The 19,974-nt window shown below is 63.2% G+C and carries 9 protein-coding genes; 6 read left to right on the top strand and 3 right to left on the bottom strand.

The window, feature by feature from the left end; all coding sequences use genetic code 11:
• The first annotated feature begins 37 nt into the window (after window positions 1-37).
• On the top strand, window positions 38-1,387 hold the full coding sequence (gene gudD, locus FQ755_RS34050) for a glucarate dehydratase (protein WP_144161864.1): 1,350 nt from the start codon (window positions 38-40) through the stop codon (window positions 1,385-1,387).
• 75 nt (window positions 1,388-1,462) lie between these two features.
• Window positions 1,463-2,380 (top strand): 5-dehydro-4-deoxyglucarate dehydratase, encoded by a 918-nt coding sequence (gene kdgD / locus FQ755_RS34045; protein ID WP_144161861.1) that lies wholly within the window; start codon window positions 1,463-1,465, stop codon window positions 2,378-2,380.
• Between the two features lie 93 nt (window positions 2,381-2,473).
• Here kdgD and FQ755_RS34040 read toward each other — a convergent pair whose 3' ends face one another.
• From FQ755_RS34040 to FQ755_RS34030, 3 genes are all read right to left on the bottom strand, one after another.
• Complete coding sequence (locus FQ755_RS34040; protein ID WP_144161857.1) at window positions 2,474-4,723, bottom strand: TonB-dependent receptor; 2,250 nt, start codon at window positions 4,721-4,723, stop codon at window positions 2,474-2,476.
• A gap of 288 nt (window positions 4,724-5,011) precedes the next feature.
• Window positions 5,012-5,491, bottom strand: a complete 480-nt coding sequence (locus FQ755_RS34035) for a hypothetical protein (RefSeq protein ID WP_144161853.1) — start codon at window positions 5,489-5,491, stop codon at window positions 5,012-5,014.
• Between the two features lie 60 nt (window positions 5,492-5,551).
• Window positions 5,552-6,211 carry a nitroreductase gene (locus FQ755_RS34030; protein ID WP_144161850.1) on the bottom strand — a complete coding sequence of 220 codons (660 nt, stop codon included), beginning with the start codon at window positions 6,209-6,211 and terminating at the stop codon, window positions 5,552-5,554.
• Window positions 6,212-6,563: 352 nt separating this feature from the next.
• Between FQ755_RS34030 and FQ755_RS34025 the strand changes: the two genes are divergently transcribed.
• The 4 genes from FQ755_RS34025 to FQ755_RS34010 all read left to right on the top strand — a co-directional run bounded on the left by FQ755_RS34025 (window position 6,564) and on the right by FQ755_RS34010 (window position 19,901).
• Complete coding sequence (locus tag FQ755_RS34025) at window positions 6,564-6,809, top strand: MbtH family protein (RefSeq protein ID WP_144161847.1); 246 nt, start codon at window positions 6,564-6,566, stop codon at window positions 6,807-6,809.
• Between the two features lie 3 nt (window positions 6,810-6,812).
• Entirely contained in the window at window positions 6,813-7,667 is an 855-nt protein-coding gene (locus FQ755_RS34020; RefSeq protein WP_144161844.1) for a thioesterase II family protein, read from the top strand.
• Window positions 7,655-8,629 (top strand): TauD/TfdA family dioxygenase, encoded by a 975-nt coding sequence (locus tag FQ755_RS34015; protein ID WP_144161841.1) that lies wholly within the window; start codon window positions 7,655-7,657, stop codon window positions 8,627-8,629. Before FQ755_RS34020 ends, FQ755_RS34015 begins: the two co-directional genes overlap by 13 nt.
• A gap of 82 nt (window positions 8,630-8,711) precedes the next feature.
• On the top strand, window positions 8,712-19,901 hold the full coding sequence (locus FQ755_RS34010) for a non-ribosomal peptide synthetase (RefSeq protein ID WP_144161838.1): 11,190 nt from the start codon (window positions 8,712-8,714) through the stop codon (window positions 19,899-19,901).
• Window positions 19,902-19,974: the final 73 nt, after the last annotated feature.

Genomic DNA, 19,974 nt, shown 5'->3' with positions numbered 1-19,974 from the left:
AGATTTGCCGGCTATTTTACTTAACAGGTCTTACTTCATGTCTACGAAACCCATTCAATCGAACGCTACGCCGACCGTGACCGAGCTGCGCGTCGTGCCGGTCGCCGGCCGTGACAGCATGCTGCTGAATCTGAGCGGCGCGCACGGTCCGTTCTTCACGCGCAATGTCGTGATTCTGCGCGACAGTGCCGGCAATACCGGCGTCGGCGAAGTACCCGGCGGCGAGAACATCCGCAAGACAATCGACGACGCGCGCACGCTGGTGGTTGGTCAGTCGATCGGCAATCTGCAAGCCGTGCTCAACAAGGTGCGCACGCAGTTCGCCGACCGCGACGCGGGCGGGCGCGGCCTGCAGACCTTCGATCTGCGCACCACGATCCACGCGGTCACCGCGCTCGAAGCGGCGCTGCTCGATCTGCTCGGACAGCATCTGGGCGTGCCGGTTGCCGCGCTGCTCGGAGAAGGCCAGCAGCGCGACGAAGTCGAAATGCTCGGCTACCTGTTCTACATTGGCGAGCGCAAGAAAACCGATCTGCCCTATGCCGGCGGCGCGGATGGCCATGATGCCTGGGAGCGGCTGCGCACCGAAGAAGCGATGACGCCCGAAGCCGTCGTGCGGCTCGCCGAAGCCGCTCAGGCGCGCTACGGCTTCAACGATTTCAAGCTGAAGGGCGGCGTGCTGGCAGGCGACGCCGAAATCGAAGCCGTCACCGCGTTGGCCGAGCGCTTTCCCGACGCACGCGTGACGCTCGACCCGAACGGTGCGTGGTCACTTGCGGAAGCGGTGCGTCTGTGCCGCGACCAGCACGGCGTGCTCGCATATGCCGAAGATCCGTGCGGTGCGGAGAACGGCTATTCGGGCCGCGAAGTGATGGCCGAATTCCGCCGCGCCACCGGCTTGCCCACGGCGACCAACATGATTGCAACCGACTGGCGCCAGATGGGCCACGCGATTCAATTGCAGTCGGTGGATATCCCGCTGGCCGATCCGCACTTCTGGACCATGCAAGGCTCGGTGCGCGTTGCGCAGATGTGCAACGACTGGGGCCTGACGTGGGGCTCGCACTCGAACAACCATTTCGACATTTCGCTGGCGATGTTCACGCATGTCGCGGCGGCCGCGCCTGGCAAGATCACGGCCATCGACACGCACTGGATCTGGCAGGACGGCCAGTATCTGACGCGCGATCCACTGCAGATCGTCGGCGGCAAGGTCAAGGTTCCGCAAGCAGCGGGCCTTGGCATCGAACTCGATCTGGACGCGCTGGAAAAGGCGCATGCGCTTTATCAGCAGCACGGTCTGGGAGCGCGTGACGACGGCGTGGCCATGCAGTACCTGATTCCGAACTGGAAGTTCGATCACAAGCGCCCGTGCCTCGTGCGCTAAACCGAATTTCAGCGACCCGAATTTCAGCGGCTCATGTGGCCGCCCACTTTTCTCAAACTCGACACTCATCGGACCATGACGACCCCTCAAGAACTCAAAGCGATTGTTTCCGAAGGCCTGCTGTCCTTCCCCGTTACCGACTTCGACGCCAACGGCGACTTCCGTGCCGACACCTACGCGGCGCGTCTAGAATGGCTGGCGCCGTATGGCGCGACGGCTCTCTTCGCGGCGGGCGGCACCGGCGAATTTTTCTCGCTGACGAAGAGCGACTACAGCAATGTGATTCGTACTGCTACTGAAACCTGCAAGGGCAAGGTGCCGATTCTCGCCGGCGCGGGCGGCCCGACGCGCGTCGCAATCGAATATGCCCAGGAAGCCGAGCGTCTCGGCGCCAAGGGCGTGCTGCTGATGCCGCATTACCTGACCGAAGCATCGCAGGAAGGCATTGCCGCGCACGTCGAACAGGTCTGCAAGTCGGTGAAGAATCTTGGCGTGATCGTCTATAACCGCGCCAATTCGAAGCTCAACGCGGACATGCTCGAACGTCTGGCGGATACCTGCCCGAACCTGATCGGTTTCAAGGACGGCGTGGGCGAGATCGAAGCCATGGTGATGATCCGCCGTCGCCTTGGCGAGCGTTTTTCGTACCTCGGCGGCCTGCCCACCGCGGAAGTTTATGCGGCGGCTTATAAGGCGCTGGGCGTGCCGGTGTACTCGTCGGCGGTGTTCAACTTCATCCCCAGGACGGCCATGCAGTTTTACCGCGCGATTGCCGCGGACGATCACGCCACCGTCGGCAAACTGCTCGACGAGTTTTTCCTGCCGTATCTGGCGATCCGCAATCGCCGTGCGGGTTACGCTGTGAGCATCGTCAAGGCCGGTGCGAAGCTGGTGGGACGCGATGCCGGTCCGGTGCGCGCCCCGCTCACCGATCTGACAGCGGATGAACTGGCGCAACTCGATGTGCTGATCAAGAAGCTCGGCGCACAGTAAGCGCCAACGAAGCGCGCCGTGAGACGCTGCAAAAGGCGTATCACGGCGCGTGGTTTCTGAGTTGCCTGAAGGGCGCTTGAGCGCCGCGCAAAATCAGAAGTCCGTTGTCATCGAAAGCAGTAACGTGCGCGGCGCCCCTTGCGTCAGATAGCCGCCGATCGTCGACGACCAATACGACTTGTTGGCCACGTTGAGCACGCTGGCGCGGAAGGTGGTCGGCTTGCCGAACAGCACGGTCGAGTAGCGCGTACCAAGGTCGAAGCGGTCCCACGACGGGATCGACAACGTGTTGGTCGTATTCAGATACTGCGGGCCGGTGTGAATCCAGCGCGCCGTCAGCGTCAGGCCATTCACCTGCGGCACGTCATACTCTGCGCCCAGGTTGAACAGGAAACTCGGCACGCCGATCGGGCGGTTGCCGTCGGTCGTGCCACCGGCCGTGTCGAGCAAGGTGGCGTTGATATACGTCGCGCCCGCAATCAGCCGCACGCCCTTGTACGGCTCGCCGTAGATCGAGGCCTCCACGCCGCGGTGGCGTTCGTTGCCGTCGGCGACGAAGAGGTCGGCGGCATTGGTGTACGCCGAAGGCTTTTCGATCTGGAACGCCGCGAGCGACGCGCCGTAGTTCTGGTTGTCGTATTTCACGCCCACTTCATATTGCTTCGAGCGCTCCGGCGCCAGCAGCGCGCCGGAATTCAACGCGGTGGACGGCGCCTGTTCGCCAATGGCGAGCGCCTCGCTGCGGTTCGCGAAGATCGAGACATTATTCCAGGGCTTGATAACGAGGCCGAACAGCGGTGTCGTGATGGAGTCGTTATAAGCCTCGGTCTGGGCGCCGGTGTAGTCGAAGCTGTTCGAATGAATCGACTGATGTCGTGCACCGACCGTGAACAACACGCGATCATTAAGGAAACCTAATGTATCGGATACCGAGACGCTGCGCATCAAGGTAAGCGCGACCGTCTGCGGATCGCCGAGATCGCCGCCGGCCAGGGTGGTGGCCGGATATGCCACCTGCGGGGTGTCGTACAGGCTGGTGTCGAAGGTGCCGCTAAACGTGTAGGCCGATTGCGAATTGATGCGCACGATCGACGCGCCCGCCGTCACGAAATGCGTGACCGGTCCCGTCGTGAAGTGGCCGCGCACGCCGGTTTCGGCGGAAGTGGCGTCTTCCTTGTGCGGAACGCCGAGACGATATGCCGTGGTACCCGTGTCGGCAACGGTCGGCGACGAATAATCGCCGTGTTCGTTCGTGTGACGGGAGCCGCCGGTCACATACGCGGTCCAGCCGGGCGCGAAATCATATTCGGCGCGCAGGATGCCGAGCGTGTCTTCGAGCGAGCTGAAACTCCACGTCTGTGCATAGTTGTAGGTGGCCGCGGGTGGTGCTGGCACGAAGTCGCCATCGACGTTGACCGTGGGACGGCCGTCGTCGACGCGTTGACGTTGATACAGGAAATCGCCATACAGACGCAGCTTTTCGCCGCGCCAGTCGAGCGAGACGGCTGTCGTATTGTCACGACGATGCTCGCCGTCGACGCTGGTCTCACCGTCGTGATTCGCCTGATTCACACGGATGCCGAACTGGTCTTCGCTACCGAAGCGACGGCCGATATCGATGTGCTCGCCGATCTCCCCCGAACCGGTCGCGTCCATGGTGACGCGCGTGAGCGGCTTGTCGTCGGCGCGCTTCAGTTGCAGATTCAGGCCGCCGCCGATCGCCGAACCCGCCGGCGACGCGCCGCTCAAAAAGGCATTCGCACCCTTGAAGACGTCGACGCGTTCGAGCGCGTCCGTTGCCACCAACTGACGCGGCGTGATGCCGTAAAGGCCGTTTAGCGAGACGTCGTCGCCGTCGAGCTGGAAGCCGCGAATCACGAAAACCTGCGAGAAGTTGCCGAAGCCGTAGGCTGTGCGTACCGCCGGGTCGTTATCGAGCACGTCGGCGAGTGTGCGCGCTTGCTGGTCTTCGATCAGCTTCGACGTGTAGGTGGTCATGCTGAACGGCACGTCGATATTCTTCTGCTGGCCGAGCACGCCAAAGTCGGCGCCGCGGGCGACCTGGCCGCCGCGAAAGGTTGGCGCGAGGTCGCCAGGCAAGGTTTCGCTGGTGGCCTGGACCTTGATGGCGGGGAGCTTGCTGTCGGTGGACGTGCTGGTGTTCGTGCCCGCGTTCGTGCTGGTATTCGTGCCGGCATTCGGATTGGCGGTGGCGTCGGACGACTGCGCGGAGGCTAGGACAGGGAAGCTGAAGGCAACGGCGATGGCGGCAAGAATGGCGGCTCGGTGAGCCACGGCGCTCGCAGGTGCGGCCTGCGGTCGGTTCGAATGAGAGGCGGACATGAAATGGCGAAAACGGAGTGGTCGGTCTTCCGCACCGGAGCGCGTGCGGAATCCGGGCGGCATTTATCGCTTCGTTCGGGCAACCATCCTCGACGGCTGCGGCCCGGCGAAACTGTTATCAATGCGCAATGCATGCGCATTGTAAATGAGAATCAGTATTGTTTGAAAGGAAAATTATTGAAGCGCTTCTTAACGGGCTGCGAGGAAGTGCCGCGCCTCGGTTGTGAGCACACACTATCGCGGCGGGGCGCGGTGATGCTCGTCACCAATACGTCTTCGGCCCATGTTTCAGTGCATGTAAGTCACACGCCGTTCGCGGACGCGAAGTTCGAGCCCCGCCTCGAGCAGCGAAAATGCGAACCAGTGGACCACTTTCCGCACGACATTAATCGCCTCTTTTGCAAAGCATTCTTCGAGCAATGCGCTGGTTTCGTCGCCGCGCATTCCTTGCATCAGCGCGAGGGATTGCAGCAGCATGGCCTCGTCTTTGGCGAGTTCGCTGGCACAGCGGCAGCGCGTATCGATCGGGCGGCGCGCTATGCCGCTGAATGACCGCATGAGCATGTCGAAGGAGATCAGGCCGTCCGTTGTCAGGCCCGCTTCGGATAGCGACTCGCGCCAGCTCGCACGCTTGCGGACCGCGTCGCACTGCGGCCGCAACCATGTCCTCATCGCATCGAGGACGGTCTGCTCGGCCATATCCGGGTGTTGCGCGAGCGATTCGTCGAGCAGCGAGAACGGCTGCTCCGACAGGCTTAGAAAATGCATAGGACCTCCAATCAACCGTGGTTTTGCGCTGGCGTCGGCGCTATCACGCCTGGCTTGCCGTCAATCCGCAGGCTGCGTCCGCGTTGACGGGCCGGTCCATTCGCGCACGAAAGCGCTGCGTTCCGGCCGCGTTGCGGGACGCTGATCCGGTTGCGGTGTGCCGACGAATATGAAACCAAGCAATCGTTCGGATAACTGAAAATCTAGTGCTGCGTGCATGGCGGTATCGTAAGAGTCGGGGCCGGTGGCCCAGAAACCTCCGTAACCGAGCGCGTGGATGGCGTTCAGCATGTTCATTGCCGCTGCGCCGACCGCTAGCAACTGCTCGACCTCGGGTACGGTCGAAGTCTCGTCGATCGCCGCGCCCAGCGCAATGATCACCGGCGCCGCCTGGGCTTTCCTGGCGCGATGCGCGTGGGCTGAGCGCGGCTCGTCCGGCGAGCGGGCGCAGGCGATATCCACCAGCACCTCGCCCAACGCGGCTCGCGCCGCGCCGCGTACCACGACGAAACGCCATGGGCGCAAATTCCCGTGATCCGGAGCGCGCAACGCGGCATCGAAGATCGCGGCGAGGGCGGTGTCGTTGGGACCGGGACTCGTCAGCGGCCAATGCGACTGGCGCGAGAGCAACGTCTGCAAGACGACCTCTGAGTGGGTGAGTGGTTCTCTGGCGCTTTCGCGTGAGCTATGGAGCGGGGCAACGGCGGTGGGCGAATTCATGGATGGCGGCATCGGAGTGTTGGCATGGAGTCCATGATGCGACAAATTGTTCGTTAATGCAAATGATTCGCATTTACTATTCAATGTGCGTTTTGACATCCGTTTGGTACTAATTTGGTCGGGGCCATTGTTTGCCGTAGGCCGCCTGAAGCGCTGACGGGCAGGCGCGGCGCGGCTTCCCAGACGCTCGGGCGCGGGGCGGGTCCTCATCAAAACTCCTTGACAAAGGATAGCGCGCCCTCTAATTTACCCATCCAAACGGAAATGATTCTCATTTGCAAGGCGATATCATCTGCCGGCGCCGAGGTTTCCGTGTGCATCTACCGACCAACAATCGACAGCGGAGCGTTCAATGAGCTGGGGCGACGAAGACACGAACTTCCACGTGGTAGTCAACGACGAAGAGCAATACTCGATCTGGCCGGATTACAAGGCAATCCCTGCGGGTTGGCGCGAAGCGGGCAAGTCCGGCAAACGTGCCGAGTGCCTGGCCTGGGTCGATGAAGTCTGGACCGACATGCGGCCGCTGAGCCTGCGCAAAGCGATGGCGGAGGACGCGGCGAAACAGGCCCCGGCGTCGGTGGGATCGGCGAACTGATCGATGCGCGAATCCTCCCCGATGCCTGCTGTACCGGCCGTATCGGCGATGCCGCAACCGGTGCGTCTGTTTTGTCTGGCGCACGCCGGTGGCAGTGTCACGCTTTACCGTCGCTGGGCGCGGAGTTTGCCGCGCGGCGTACAGGTCGAGCAGCTGGAATTGCCGGGGCATGGGGCGCGTCGTGCGCTGCCTGCGCATACTGAATGGCAGGCGTTGATAGATGCGCTGGTGATCGAAGTGGAGGCTCGGCTTGTTCCCACGATGCCGTTTGCGGTATTCGGCCATAGCATGGGCGCGCTGGTCGGACTCGAACTGATCCACGCACTGCGCGAGCGGCATGGCCTGGCGCCGGTCTGGTTCGGCGCTTCCGCATCGGTGGCGCCTACGCGCCGCAAGTGGGAGGCGCATTGGCACGATTGCACCCACGAGGCGATGGTCGACAGGCTGCGCGAACTTGGCGGCACGCCTGAGGAACTGCTCGAGGACCGCGATTTTATCCACTTCATGCTGCCCATGTTGCGGGCCGACTTTCATCTGTGCGGGACTTATCGGCGCGAGATGATGAGCGCCGGCGCGCTCGGTCGGGCGCCGCTCGACTGCCCGATCGACGTCTTCATCGGCCGCGACGATAGTGCGACCGCCTGCGCCGAAGACGTCGAAGCCTGGCGAGACGAAACACGTGGTGTCTGCGCGCTGCATCGCTTCGACGGCGGCCACTTCTTTCTCGACGATGCGCCCGAGCCGGTTCTTACGCGCGTCGCGACTTCTCTTGCGGGCGCGCTTGGGCAGACGGTCAATTCCATAGCAACACCGCTGTCTGAATCAAGTGTTTCGGAGGACGAAGCATGGACGTATTAGTCGGCGGTATTGATGAGGCACTCAGTGAATCCGTGCTGGAGCAAAACGGTTCGCGTGTGCTGGTGCTGAGTCCGCTGGTTGGACTAAATGTGGATGCTTGCGCGATGCAGCTACGGGAACGGATTGCGCGCGCCAAAACGACTTACGGCGGTGTGCTGCTGCGCGGTTTTGCTGCACTCGGCGTCGCCGGTTTCGATCGCCTTGTCAGCGGTTTCGGGCAGCCGTTGTTGAGCTACGAATTCGGCTCGACGCCGCGCAGCAAGATTGAGAGGAGTGTGTATTCGTCGACGGAATATCCAGCCGATCAATGGATCGATCAGCATAATGAGCAATCCTATACATTATCGTGGCCGGCTTCGATCTGGTTTCACTGCGACATTGCCGCAGAAAAGGGCGGCGCGACGCCGGTCGCCGATAGCCGCCTTGTCTATCAGCGGCTCGATCCGGCATTGCGGCGGCGCTTCGCCGAGCGCCGGATCATGTATGTGCGCAACTACGGTAATGGTCTCGATCTGCCGTGGGAGCAGGTGTTCGGCACCGAGGAACGCGACAAGGTCGAACAGTATTGCCGCGCCAACCAGATCGACTACGAATGGCTCGACGACGGCGAGGCGCTGCGCACACGCCAGGTGTGCCAATCGGAGTTGCGTCATCCGGTGACCGGTGAGACGGTTTGGTTCAACCAGGCGCATCTGTTCCATGTTTCCAATCTGCCGCTCGCGGTGCGCGAGGCATTGCTGGAAGTCGTCGACGACGATCGCCTGCCGCGCAACACGTTTTTCGGCGATGGCACGCCTATCGAAACCGCCATGCTGGACGAAATTCGCGCGGCTTACCGCGACACGATGTTGTCATTCGACTGGCAGGCCGCCGATACGCTCGTCCTCGACAACCTGCTGATGTCGCATGGCCGCGCGCCATTCGCCGGCAAGCGCCGTGTGCTGGTCGCGATGACGGCCTGAACCCGCTTTGATCGCGGCACGCGCCAGGAAGCTGACGACCCATGCACCAGCCGCCGGAAACTTTCTCGAATCAAGAGCCTTCATGAGTCAAACCGCAAGCGAAGTGCCGAAAGACCTGTTGTCGATTTCGACGGCGTATGTCGCGTTGCCGCCGGAAAAGCGTGCGGCATTTCGCGCGCGCCTGAAACAGCGCGGTATCGATCCGTCACGCTTGCCGATCGTCCCGTTTCCCGGCGCCGAGCGGCGCTTTGCACTCTCGCATGCGCAGGAACGTCTGTGGTTTCTGTGGCGCCTCGATCCGGCCAGCGCCGCGTATAACGTCACCGGCGCGGTACGTCTGCGCGGCCGACTCGACACGCGCGTGCTGCGCATGGCGCTCGACCGGGTGGTCGACGTACACGAAAGCCTGCGGTTGCGCTTCGAGGAAATCGACGGCGTGCCGTTCCAGATTGCCAGCGAGCATCAATACGGTTGGGACGAATTCGAGCTTGAGGAAGGGCGCGATTCAGAGGCGGCGCTCGATGCCCTGCTGGCGAGTCGATCCGCGTTGCCGTTCGATCTGGAGCGCGGCCCACTGCTGCGCGTTGCGTTGATCCGTCGCGCCGAGGACGACCATGTGCTGCATATCGCGGTGCATCACATCGTCGCGGATGGCGTATCGATCGATGTGTTCGTGGCTGAATTCACCGCTGCGTATCGCGCAGGTGTTTCGGCTGGCACAGTTGCAACGCATGACGCAGCGTCGATAGATCCGCCCGCGTCTGCACCGGTTGCAGCCGTGCAGTATGGCGATTACGCGCAATGGCAACGCGAATGGTTCGATGAAGATGCACTCGAACGGCAACTCGCATACTGGCGCGAGCGCCTCGGCACCGAACATCCCGTGCTGGAGTTGCCGCATGCGCACTCGCGCAGCGGCATGCGTAGCGGTGCGGGCGCACGCGTGACACGCCTGCTGCCGCCGTCTCTGCGCGCGGCGTTAGGGCAGGTCGGTGAGGCCGGCGATGCCACGCTCTTCATGGTGTTGCTCGCAGCCTATGATGTGCTGCTTGCGCGCTACAGTAGCCAGCGCGATATTCGCGTCGGCGTTCCGGTGGCCGGTCGCGACAAGGCCGAGGTGACGCGCGCGATTGGCTTCTTCGTCAACACGCTGGTCGTGTGCACGGAATTCGCGGGCCTCGTGACATTCGGTGATCTGCTGGCACAAGTGCGCGAACGCGTACTGGAAGCGCATGCCTGCGCCGATGTGCCGTTCGCCAAGATCGTGGACGCACTGCATCCGCAGCGCAATCTGGCTCACACGCCGCTTTTCCAGGCGATGTTCAACTACCTCGGTGCGGATCGGGAGATACCGCCGTTGCCAGGGCTCGACGTCTCGCATCATGAGATCGATACGCAGACCGCGCGCTTCGACCTGGTGCTTGCCGCGCGTGACCGTGCCCACGGTCTCGAAGTTTCGCTGACGTATGCCGAGGATCTGTTCGACGCCGCAGTCATCGCACAGATGCTCGATCATTATGTTGTCCTGCTGGAACAGATTGCACGCGATGCCGCCGCGCCGCTAGGCTGCCTGGAACTGGTGCGCGAGATTGCCGTTGTAGCGCCGAAAAAACCTTTTGAGTCCGTGCCGCAGCGCTTTGCACTCAGCGCCGCACGGCAACCGGATGCGCTTGCCGTGCATTGCGAAGGCGAACGCGCCACGTATGCCGAACTCGCTGCATGGGCGAGGCGAATCGCGCATCGACTCGTCACAGCGGGCGTGAGCACGGACGAGCGGGTGGGCATCTGCATGACGCGCTCCATCGGGATGGTGGCATCGCTGCTCGGCACACTCAGATCGCCGGGTGCATTCGTGCCGCTCGATCCCGCGTATCCCGCGGAGCGTCTCGCGCTGATGATGGACGATGCCGGCGTGCGTGTGCTGCTGACCGATGATGCGACGCGCGAGCATTGCGGTGCGTTATTCGACGGCCGGACGGTGATCGATATTCACGTGTTAGATGACAAGGTGTACGAAGCAAGAGGCGGGGACGCGCCGGCATCGCACGTGCCGCATCCCGAACAACTGGCCTACGTGATCTACACGTCGGGTTCGACTGGCCGGCCGAAAGGCGTCGCCATCACCCACGCCGCGTTCGCAGCTCATCTCGACGACTTCATGACCGCGCATCGGATCGATGCGAGCGATACGGTCCTGCAATCGTCGACGATCAATTTCGACGTCGCGCTGCATGAGTTGCTGCCCGCGTTGCTGTGTGGCGGCAAGGTCGAAATGCGCGGTGACGAGCCGTGGGACATCGCAGCAACGAGCCGGCATCTGATCGACGCGCGAGTGACCTTCTCGCGTCTGCCCACTGCATATTGGCAACAATGGCTGCGCACGCCACCACCCGCAGACGCACTGGCGGCACTGCGACAGATCACAGTGGGCGGCGAAGGCTTGCCTGGCGACGCGCTCGCACAGTGGCGCAATGGGCCGCTCGGGCATATCGGACTCGCGAATCTTTACGGTCCAACCGAAACCACCGTGGCGTGCATGTTCCGCGCTACCACCGCCGACGACGCGTCTCAAGCCATCGTTTCGATTGGTATGCCCTATGCTTCGCGCACGGCCCGCGTGCTGGATCTTGACGGCAACGAGGCGCCGGTCGGCGCGCTCGGCGAACTATGCATTGGCGGCCATACGCTTGCACGAAGCTATCTCGACCGGCCGTCGCTGACTGCCGAGCGTTTCGTTCCCGATCCGGCGCATCGTGGTGCGCGCCTGTATCGCACCGGTGACCTGTGCCGCCGCCGTGCGGATGGCGCATTTGATTTCCTCGGACGACTCGATCAGCAGATCAAGCTGCGCGGCTTGCGCATCGAACCGGGCGAGATCGAAGCGGCGCTGCGTCGCCAGCCCGGCGTCGCCGATGCGGTGGTGGTGCTTGCCAGCGACCTTGGTGCTGCGCGTCTCGTGGCTTACGTGGTTGCGAAACAGGGCGAATCCGTGCAGGGCGCCACGCTTCAGAACGCGCTCGCGCAGCAATTGCCGGCGCACATGGTGCCCTCGGCAATTGCACGACTCGACGCTCTGCCGCTGATGCGCAATGGCAAGGTCGATCGGGCCGCATTACCGGCGATCGATGCATCGGATAACGAATTAAAAACAGCACCGCGCAACGATGCCGAACGCGTGATGCTGGCGCTTTGGGAGTCGGTGCTCGGGCGTAACGGTCTTGGCGTCGACGACGATTTCTTTGCGGCGGGCGGCGATTCGATCCTGAGCTTGCAACTGATTTCTCGTGCGCGTTCGCAGGGTTGGTTGCTCACGCCGCGTCAGGTGTTCGAGCATCCCACGGTGGCTCGTCTCGCTGCGGTGATGCGTCCGCTCGACGAGGACGGGGTCGTAGCAAACGCGGAGGTACGCGAGGCGCTGCCGCTGACGCCGATTCAGGCATGGTTCTTCAAACGCTATCCGGACGGCGAGTCGCATTGGAATCAATCGGTGTTGCTGGAGGTGCGCGGCGAACTGGAGACCGATGCGCTGGAGCGCGCGCTGGTTGCAGTCGTTGCGCGTCATGACGCATTGCGTTTGCGTTTCGAGCGTCATCCCGAGGGGTGGACGCAACGTGTTCTGAGCGATGCGCCTCCGGGGATGCTGAGCGTGGTGGATCTGCGCAATGTGAGCGACGGGTCGAAAGACTGGCGTGCAGCTCTGGCAGAGCAAGGGCAACTCGCACAGCAAAGTCTTGATCCGCAGGCAGGGCGCCTTGTAAAGGCGGTGTACTTCAAGGTGCCTGTGCCGACAGACGGAACCGCGCAGGCCGCGACGTCAGGTCGCCTGCTGTTGGTGATCCATCATCTCGCGGTGGACGGTGTGTCGTGGCGAATCCTGTGGGCCGATCTTCAGGATGCCTACGCAGAGACGCTGGCGAGAAAAACGCCCACGCTCGGTGCAAATACGCCGTGGAGCGCGTGGGCCGGCGTGCAGCGTGCCGCGATGAGCCAGGCGCGGCTGACGACTGCATTAAACGCGTGGCAGCGCGTGCTGAGCGGCTCGACACCGGCGATATCCGCGCCAGTCGGCACGACGGCATCGAGCCGCCTTGTTCATTGGCGTCTTGACGCTACGGCAACCGCCGCGCTGCGCCGCGCCGCGCCGCGCGCGTATCGGCTCGGCATTGACGAGTTACTGCTGAGCGCGCTCACACGCGTGCTTGCGACTGCATTCGGCGGCGGCGGCGCATTGCTGGCGTTGGAAGGGCATGGCCGCGAACCGCAAGCATTGATGCAGGCGACCGATACAAACGCTTCCGTCAGAAGACCTGCTCTGGATCTAAGCCGTACAGTAGGCTGGTTTACGTCGCGCTACCCGGTCTGGTTGCAAGCTCAAGCAGACGACGCGCAAGCGCTGCTCGCAACCAAAGAGCGTCTGCGTTCACTCCCGGACGACGGTCTGTCGTGGGGCTGGCTGTTCGCATACGGCACTGCCGCCCAGCGCGAGACGCTCGCGCAGTTACCCGCGCCTCGTATCAGCTTCAACTATCTGGGGCAATTCGATCAAAGTCTTGCTGCAGACGGCCCTTTTGGCTTCGCGAGCGAGGCCGCAGGCAACCCGCAACCGGACGACGAAAAGCTCGTCTACACGCTCGATCTGAACGGGATGATCGTGGACGACTGTCTGTCGCTCGGTTGGCGTTACGACCCGGCGGTGCTCGCGCAAGCCGATGTCGAAGCGCTGGTGGCCGCCTTCGATCAGGAAGTCGCACGATTGGTCGACCACTGTTCGAACGCAACGCCACGTGCAAGCGCCGCGGATTTTCCGCTCGCCGGTCTGAGTCAGCATGAACTCGATGCACTCGGCTTGCCGCTCGAAACGGTCGAAGACATCTACCCCGCGGCACCACTGCAAACGGGCCTGATTTTCCATAGCCTGATGGAGCCGGGCGCATACCTGAACCGCAAGCGCCTGACGCTGCGCGGCACGGTTGAGGTGGACGCGATGCGCGCGGCGTGGCGTACCGTTGTCGCTCGACATGCCGTGCTGCGGACACGATTTGTACGAGCGCACGGCGGGGCGATGCTGCAAGCGGTCTATAGCGACGTGCCGGATCCGTTCGCAGTGCACGACTGGAGTGACCGATCGGACTACGAAGCAACATTTGCCGAGTGGTTCGAACTCGACGCGCCGCATCTGATCGATCTCGACGCAGCCTCGCTGATGCATGTCGCGCTGTTCAAGCGGCCCGATGGTGCGCACGATCTGGCCTGGATCAATCACCATGCGCTGTCGGACGGTTGGAGCAACGCACAATTGCTCAGCGAACTCGGTCGCGCGTATCGGGCTGCGAGTCTCGGCGAGGCGCCTGTGCTCGACCCTGTCGTTCCGTATCGTTCGTACCTCGAATGGTTGCGTGAACAGCCGGATACGGGTGCTTGGTGGCGAGCGCAGCTTTCTCGCGTCGACCGTCCAGCGTTACTGCTCGACAGCGTGCCGTCGTGGCCAGCGAAAGCGGCGCGCGCCGCGCCGACGGGTGCCGTGTTCCTGCATCGCACGCAGACGCTTGAAGCGGACATCGGAGCCGCGCTCGCGCGGACCGGTCAGGCATTCGGCGTGACGCTCAACACCCTGATTCAGGCGGCTTGGGCGCTGGTGCTGGCGCGTTACGGCAATCGCCGCCAGGTGGCGTTTGGCGTGACCGTTGCAGGGCGGCCAGCGGATCTGCCGGGTTCGGCCGCGATTCAGGGCCTGTTCATCAACAGCTTGCCGTTGTGGGTCGACGTGCCGGCGCATCGACCGGTTGCCGATTGGTTACGCGACCTGCAGTCGTATAACGTCGAATTGCGCCAGGCGGGGCACGCGCCGTTGTCTTCCATTCAGCAGTGGGCGGGAGCAGGTTTTGGTGTGCTGTTCGATTCCCTGCTGGTCTTCGAAAATTTCCCGGTCGATTCCTCATTGAGCGACGGGTCGCTCGGATTAAGTGTGACGTCGTCCGAGTCATTCGAGCGCACGCATTATCCGTTGACGTTGGGCGTGGTGCCGGGTGAGCGCATTGCGCTCGAGTGGAGTTGGGATACGCAGCGCGTGCCTGAGACGACGCTCGACGCTTTGCAGCGTGCCTATGTCGACCTGCTGATTCAGTTGGCGCACGTCGAAACGCGAACCGTTGCGCTCGGCAAGTTGCGCCTGGCTGGACGGGATTCACTCAGCGGTGCAGCGCACGGTGCTGCCGCTCATGCATATCGCTCAGTCGTTGAGCGCTTCGAAGCGGTGGTACGCGGGCGCCCAGACGCGCTCGCGGTACATTGCGACGGCGCGACGCTGACTTATGGCGAACTGAACCGGTGGGCCAATCGCATCGCACACCGGCTCGTTGGGAAGGGCATGTGTCGCGAAACGCGCGTGGGGGTCTGCGTTGAACGTTCGCCTGGGTTGATTGCCGCGTTGCTGGGCGTGCTGAAGGCGGGCGCGGCATACGTACCGCTCGATTCAGCCTACCCGCGCGAGCGCCTGCACGACATGATCGAAGATGCGCAGCTTGCGGTTCTTCTGACTGACGCGACGACTCACGCGGCGCACACGGAATTGATCGAATCGGCTGCGCATCACGAGATTCGTGTGGATCGAGACGTGTTCAACGAGCTGGACCACGACCTCGAATGCGCTGTGCATTCCGCACAACTTGCTTACGTCATCTATACGTCGGGCTCCACCGGCAAGCCGAAAGGCGTGGGCATCAGTCACGGCGCGCTGAGTTTGCATCTGGATGATTTCATTGCCGAGAACGCATTGCGTGCGACTGATCGCGCGCTGCAGTTTTCCACCATCAATTTCGACGGCGCCGTGGAGCATATCTTTGCTACGTTAGCCGTGGGGGCGTCACTCGAATTGCGCGGTCCGACGCTGTGGACCGCTGCTGAATTCAACCATGTACTGCGAGAACGCGGTGTCACGATTGCGGACTTGCCGACGGGTTACTGGAAGCAATGGACGCAGCAGCTTCCCGATGACAGCACCGGCTTCGCGCTACGCCGCGTCACCGTGGGCGGCGAAGCGTTGCCGGGCAATGCCGTTGCGCAATGGCTCGCCGGGCCGCTCGCGGACATTGCGCTGGTGAATACATATGGCCCCACTGAGGCGACCGTGACCACCTCGGGACAGGACGTGAGCGCCGAACATGCCGCGAGTGTCGCCGTCGCGATTGGACGACCGTGGGCGTCGCGAGCCTACTGCATTCTCGATGTGGACGGCGAACCCGTGCCCGAAGGCGGTTTGGGCGAATTGTGCATCGGCGGTGCGACGCTGGCACGTGGCTATCTGGGACGTGCCGCGCAGACTGCCGAGCGCTTCGTACCCGATCCATTCGGGCCAGCGGGTGCGCGTCTGTATCGCACTGGTGACCTGTGCCGCTGGCTGGCGGACGGCAGCGTCGCGTATCTGGGACGACTCGACGACCAGGTCAAGGTGCGTGGCTATCGCATCGAGCTGGGCGAAATAGAACGCGCGCTTTGCGCGCAGCCTGGCGTGGCCGAGGCCGTGGTGATCACGCGCGGCGACCAGGAAGCGAAGCGTTTGCTTGCTTATGTCGTGCTCACAACGGATGCCGAAGAAGCGAATTCCGGGCCTGCGCTGCGCAAGGCGCTGGCGCGCACGCTGCCCGCGTATATGGTGCCATCGGCGATCGTCCTGCTTGACGCGCTGCCTACGCTGCCGAACGGAAAACTTGATCGCAAGGCGCTCCCAGACCTTGTCGGAGATAGTACGGACTACCTGGAACCGCGCGATGGAACGGAAGCACTGCTCGCGGACATATGGCAATCCGTGCTCGGCATCGAGCGGGCCGGTGCGCGTGACGATTTCTTCGCGCTCGGCGGTCATTCGCTGCTCGCGCTCCAGGTAGCAGCGCGGTTGCAACGCGCGCTCGGCTGCGAGATCGCGCTACGCATGCTGTTCGATTACCCGGTGCTGAATGCCCTCGCCGCCGCGCTCGATGAAAGCATGGCTGCTGTCGCAAAACCTGCCGGACGCAGCCTGAAACCGATCCGCCGCCTTCGCCGACGCGACGTGCAACCCGCCCACGGGCAAGAGCGGCTGTGGTTTCTATGGCGTCTCGAGCCTGGTAACCCGGCCTACCATCTGTCGCTGGCGGTCAAGCTCCACGGCGCGCTTGACGTGGCCGCGTTGCGCTCGGCGCTGACGAGCATCGTATGCCGTCACGAAATGCTGCGCAGCCACTTTGAGGAACGTGACGGTGCGCCCTGGCTGATCGTCGACGAGCAAGCTGCTTACGATTGGTCGGAGACATTTTTTGCGGACATCGCCGACGCGCAGCATCCTCAACTTGCCGCGTGGCTGCGCGATGGTGCGGCGCAGCCGTTCGATCTGGCGCGCGGCCCGATGGTGCGCGCGCAACTAGCCCGCCTCGGTGATGGTTCGCACGTGTTTGGCCTCGCGCTGCATCACATAGCCGCCGACGGCTGGTCGATGAATGTGTTGATCGATGAACTGTTGACCACCTATGCCGCGCATCGCAGCGGCCAGACGCCGGCACTCGCGCCGTTGCCGGTGCAGTACGCGGACTTCGCTGTATGGCAACGCGAGACGTTCGACACCTCTGTGCTCAAGCGCCAACTGGATTACTGGCGCACCTGTCTCGGCGACGAACAGCCGGTGCTCGAATTGCCGGCGGATCGCCCGCGGCCCGCGCAGCGCAGCGCACGCGGCGAGCAGGTCGAAGCCGTGCTGGATCAATCGCTGGCTGACGCGCTGCAAGGCTTCGCGCGACGTCGCGACGCAACGGTATTCATGACGCTGCTGGCGGCATTCCATGCCCTGTTGCACCGATATTGCGGCCAGAACGACATACGTGTGGGGATTCCGCTGGCGGGTCGCGAGCCGCTGGAAGTCGAGTCGCTGATCGGCTTTTTCGTCAACACGGCGGTGATTCGCGCGGATCTGTCGGGGGCATTGCCGTTCGACGCCTTGCTGATGCAAGTGAAGCAGCGCGTGCTGGAGGCGCAGGCGAATCAGGACGTGCCGTTCGCACAGATCGTCGATGCTCTGCAACCCGCGCGCGCGGCCAATCACACACCGCTGTTCCAGGCGATGTTCAATCTGGAGGTTCCCGCAGGTTCGCTTGAGCGGCACGCCGGTGCGGGACTGCGTTTGCAACCCTTGGGCGGTCGCCGTACCGCCGCGCAGTTCGACTTGACGCTTGGCGTGACGATTGCAGAGCGGCTCAGCTTGTCGTTCAGTTACGCAACGGACATCTTCGAGCGCGTGACGGTCGAGCGTATCTTGCGTGACTATGTCGCCATGTTGACGCAACTGGTGCACGAGGACGCCGCAACCAAGACGCCGCGTCTGCGTGACTTCAGCCTGGAAGCGCGGCCGGTTGCGCAGCGTGGCGGGCGCGAGCCGTTAGCGGAGACTACGTCATGCACGCCGTTTGTTCCGCTGCATGCACGTATCGCGGAGCAGGCGCGCCGCTCGCCCGACACGATCGCCGTGCGCTGTGATGGCGAGACACTCAGCTATCGACAACTGGAGCAACGCGCTACCCATCTCGCGCGGCGCCTGCTTCTGCATGGCGTGAACGCGGAAGCACGCGTAGGCGTTTGCGTCACGCGTTCGGTACAGATGGTGGTAGCGGTGCTCGCGGTAATGAAGGCGGGTGGGGCATACGTGCCGCTCGATCCGGGTTATCCGGCGGCGCATCTCGCCGGCATGATCGACGATGCGATGCCGGTTTGTACGCTGGTCGATGCGACAGGACGTGATCGTCTGGCGGAAGTCGTCGGAGAGCATACGTTCGTCGATGTCGATATCGAGGCTAACGGTATTCACGTTACTGATACCGTACATGCAGAACGCAACACAGGAGCAGACGCTTACGCGCACCAGCCGTTGCCGACGCCCGCCCACGCCAGTCAACTCGCCTATGTGATCTACACATCGGGATCGACCGGCAAACCTAAGGGCGTCGCCGTATCGCATGGCGCGTTAAGCCGCTTTCTCAACAGCATGCAGTCGCGTCTGAGGCTCGACGCAGACGATGTCTGGCTCGCCGTGACCACACTGTCCTTCGATATCGCCGCGTTGGAGCTTTATCTGCCATTGCTTGCGGGCGCAACCGTCGAACTCGCGACGCGCGAGACGATCGCAGATGGCCGACGTCTCGCGACGTTGCTGGAAGCGTCGCAAGCGAGTGTCATGCAAGCGACGCCGATGGGCTGGCGCATCCTGCTTGACGGTGGCTGGCGAGGATGCAGGAGCACAGGTACGCCGTTGCGCGCATTGTGCGGCGGCGAGGCACTGCCCGCAGATCTCGCCGAGGCGCTGCAGTCGCGCGGCGTGCAGTTGTGGAATATGTACGGCCCGACGGAAACCACGATCTGGTCGAGCGCGGCGCGTCTCGATGACAAGAACGCACCCATCACGCTTGGCGTGCCCCTCGAACACACCACCTTGATGGTGCTCGACGCGGACGGTAACGCTGTGCCGGACAATGGTATCGGTGAACTCTGCATCGGCGGAGACAATTTGGCACGCGGCTATACGCGGCGCGCAGGACTTACTGCGGAGCGCTTCGTGCCGGATCCGCATGGCATGCCGGGCGCGCGCCTCTATCGCACTGGCGACCTGTGCCGGGTTCGTAAAAACGGCCAGCTCGACTATCTCGGCCGCGCCGACCAGCAGGTCAAGCTGCGCGGCTTCCGGATCGAGCCAGGCGAAACCGAGGCGGCGTTACGCGCGCTCGACGGTGTCGCCGACGCGGTGTGCCAGATTCAGGGCGAAGGCACGGCGCGTCGGCTCGTGGCATTCGTGACGGGTACTGCCGACCCGGCTGCGCTGCGTGCATTGCTCGCAAGCCGCTTGCCGCAGCAGCAGGTTCCGGCGCAGATCGCGAAGCTCGAAGCATTGCCGCTGACCTCGAACGGCAAACTGAATCGCAAGGCGCTACCGTTGCTCACATTGGGCGTCGCGGACGCGTATCGTCCGCCTGTTACAGCCACGCAGATGTTGTTGTGCCGCGTCTGGATGGAGGTGCTTGGCACGGCGCGAGTCGGGCTCGATGACGATTTCTTTGCGCTCGGCGGCCACTCGCTGCTGGCGGTGCGGGTGGCGGCGCGCGTCGGCGAAGCGCTGGGCTGCAAGGTTGAACTCGCGTTGCTGTTCGCTCATCCGCTGCTCGCCGATCTGGCCGGGCAGCTAGATCGTGTGAGCCCTACCCAAAGCGGCGCTGCGGACACGCTGGATGCGTTGCAAGATCTAATGGATTCCTTATGAACGATTCGCTTATTGGCGCCGCGACTTGCTGCCGTGTGCGATTCGCGTCGCAGATAAATGGGAAACGGCGAAC

Source organism: Paraburkholderia sp. BCC1885 (assembly GCF_900996235.1).
In the GTDB taxonomy this organism is placed as follows: Bacteria; Pseudomonadota; Gammaproteobacteria; order Burkholderiales; family Burkholderiaceae; genus Paraburkholderia.
Note: the sequence above shows the minus strand (reverse complement) of the source record. Positions and strands in the feature narration are given on the sequence as shown.

What these genes read in the sequence shown, in the direction of transcription:
- FQ755_RS34010 (WP_144161838.1), top strand. Translation starts at nt 8,712, where the DNA reads ATGAGTCAAACCGCAAGCGAAGTGCCGAAAGACCTGTTGTCGATTTCG.
- gudD (WP_144161864.1), top strand. Translation starts at nt 38, where the DNA reads ATGTCTACGAAACCCATTCAATCGAACGCTACGCCGACCGTGACCGAG.
- FQ755_RS34015 (WP_144161841.1), top strand. Translation starts at nt 7,655, where the DNA reads ATGGACGTATTAGTCGGCGGTATTGATGAGGCACTCAGTGAATCCGTG.
- FQ755_RS34040 (WP_144161857.1), bottom strand. Translation starts at nt 4,723, where the DNA reads ATGTCCGCCTCTCATTCGAACCGACCGCAGGCCGCACCTGCGAGCGCC.
- kdgD (WP_144161861.1), top strand. Translation starts at nt 1,463, where the DNA reads ATGACGACCCCTCAAGAACTCAAAGCGATTGTTTCCGAAGGCCTGCTG.
- FQ755_RS34020 (WP_144161844.1), top strand. Translation starts at nt 6,813, where the DNA reads ATGCGCGAATCCTCCCCGATGCCTGCTGTACCGGCCGTATCGGCGATG.
- FQ755_RS34035 (WP_144161853.1), bottom strand. Translation starts at nt 5,491, where the DNA reads ATGCATTTTCTAAGCCTGTCGGAGCAGCCGTTCTCGCTGCTCGACGAA.
- FQ755_RS34030 (WP_144161850.1), bottom strand. Translation starts at nt 6,211, where the DNA reads ATGAATTCGCCCACCGCCGTTGCCCCGCTCCATAGCTCACGCGAAAGC.
- FQ755_RS34025 (WP_144161847.1), top strand. Translation starts at nt 6,564, where the DNA reads ATGAGCTGGGGCGACGAAGACACGAACTTCCACGTGGTAGTCAACGAC.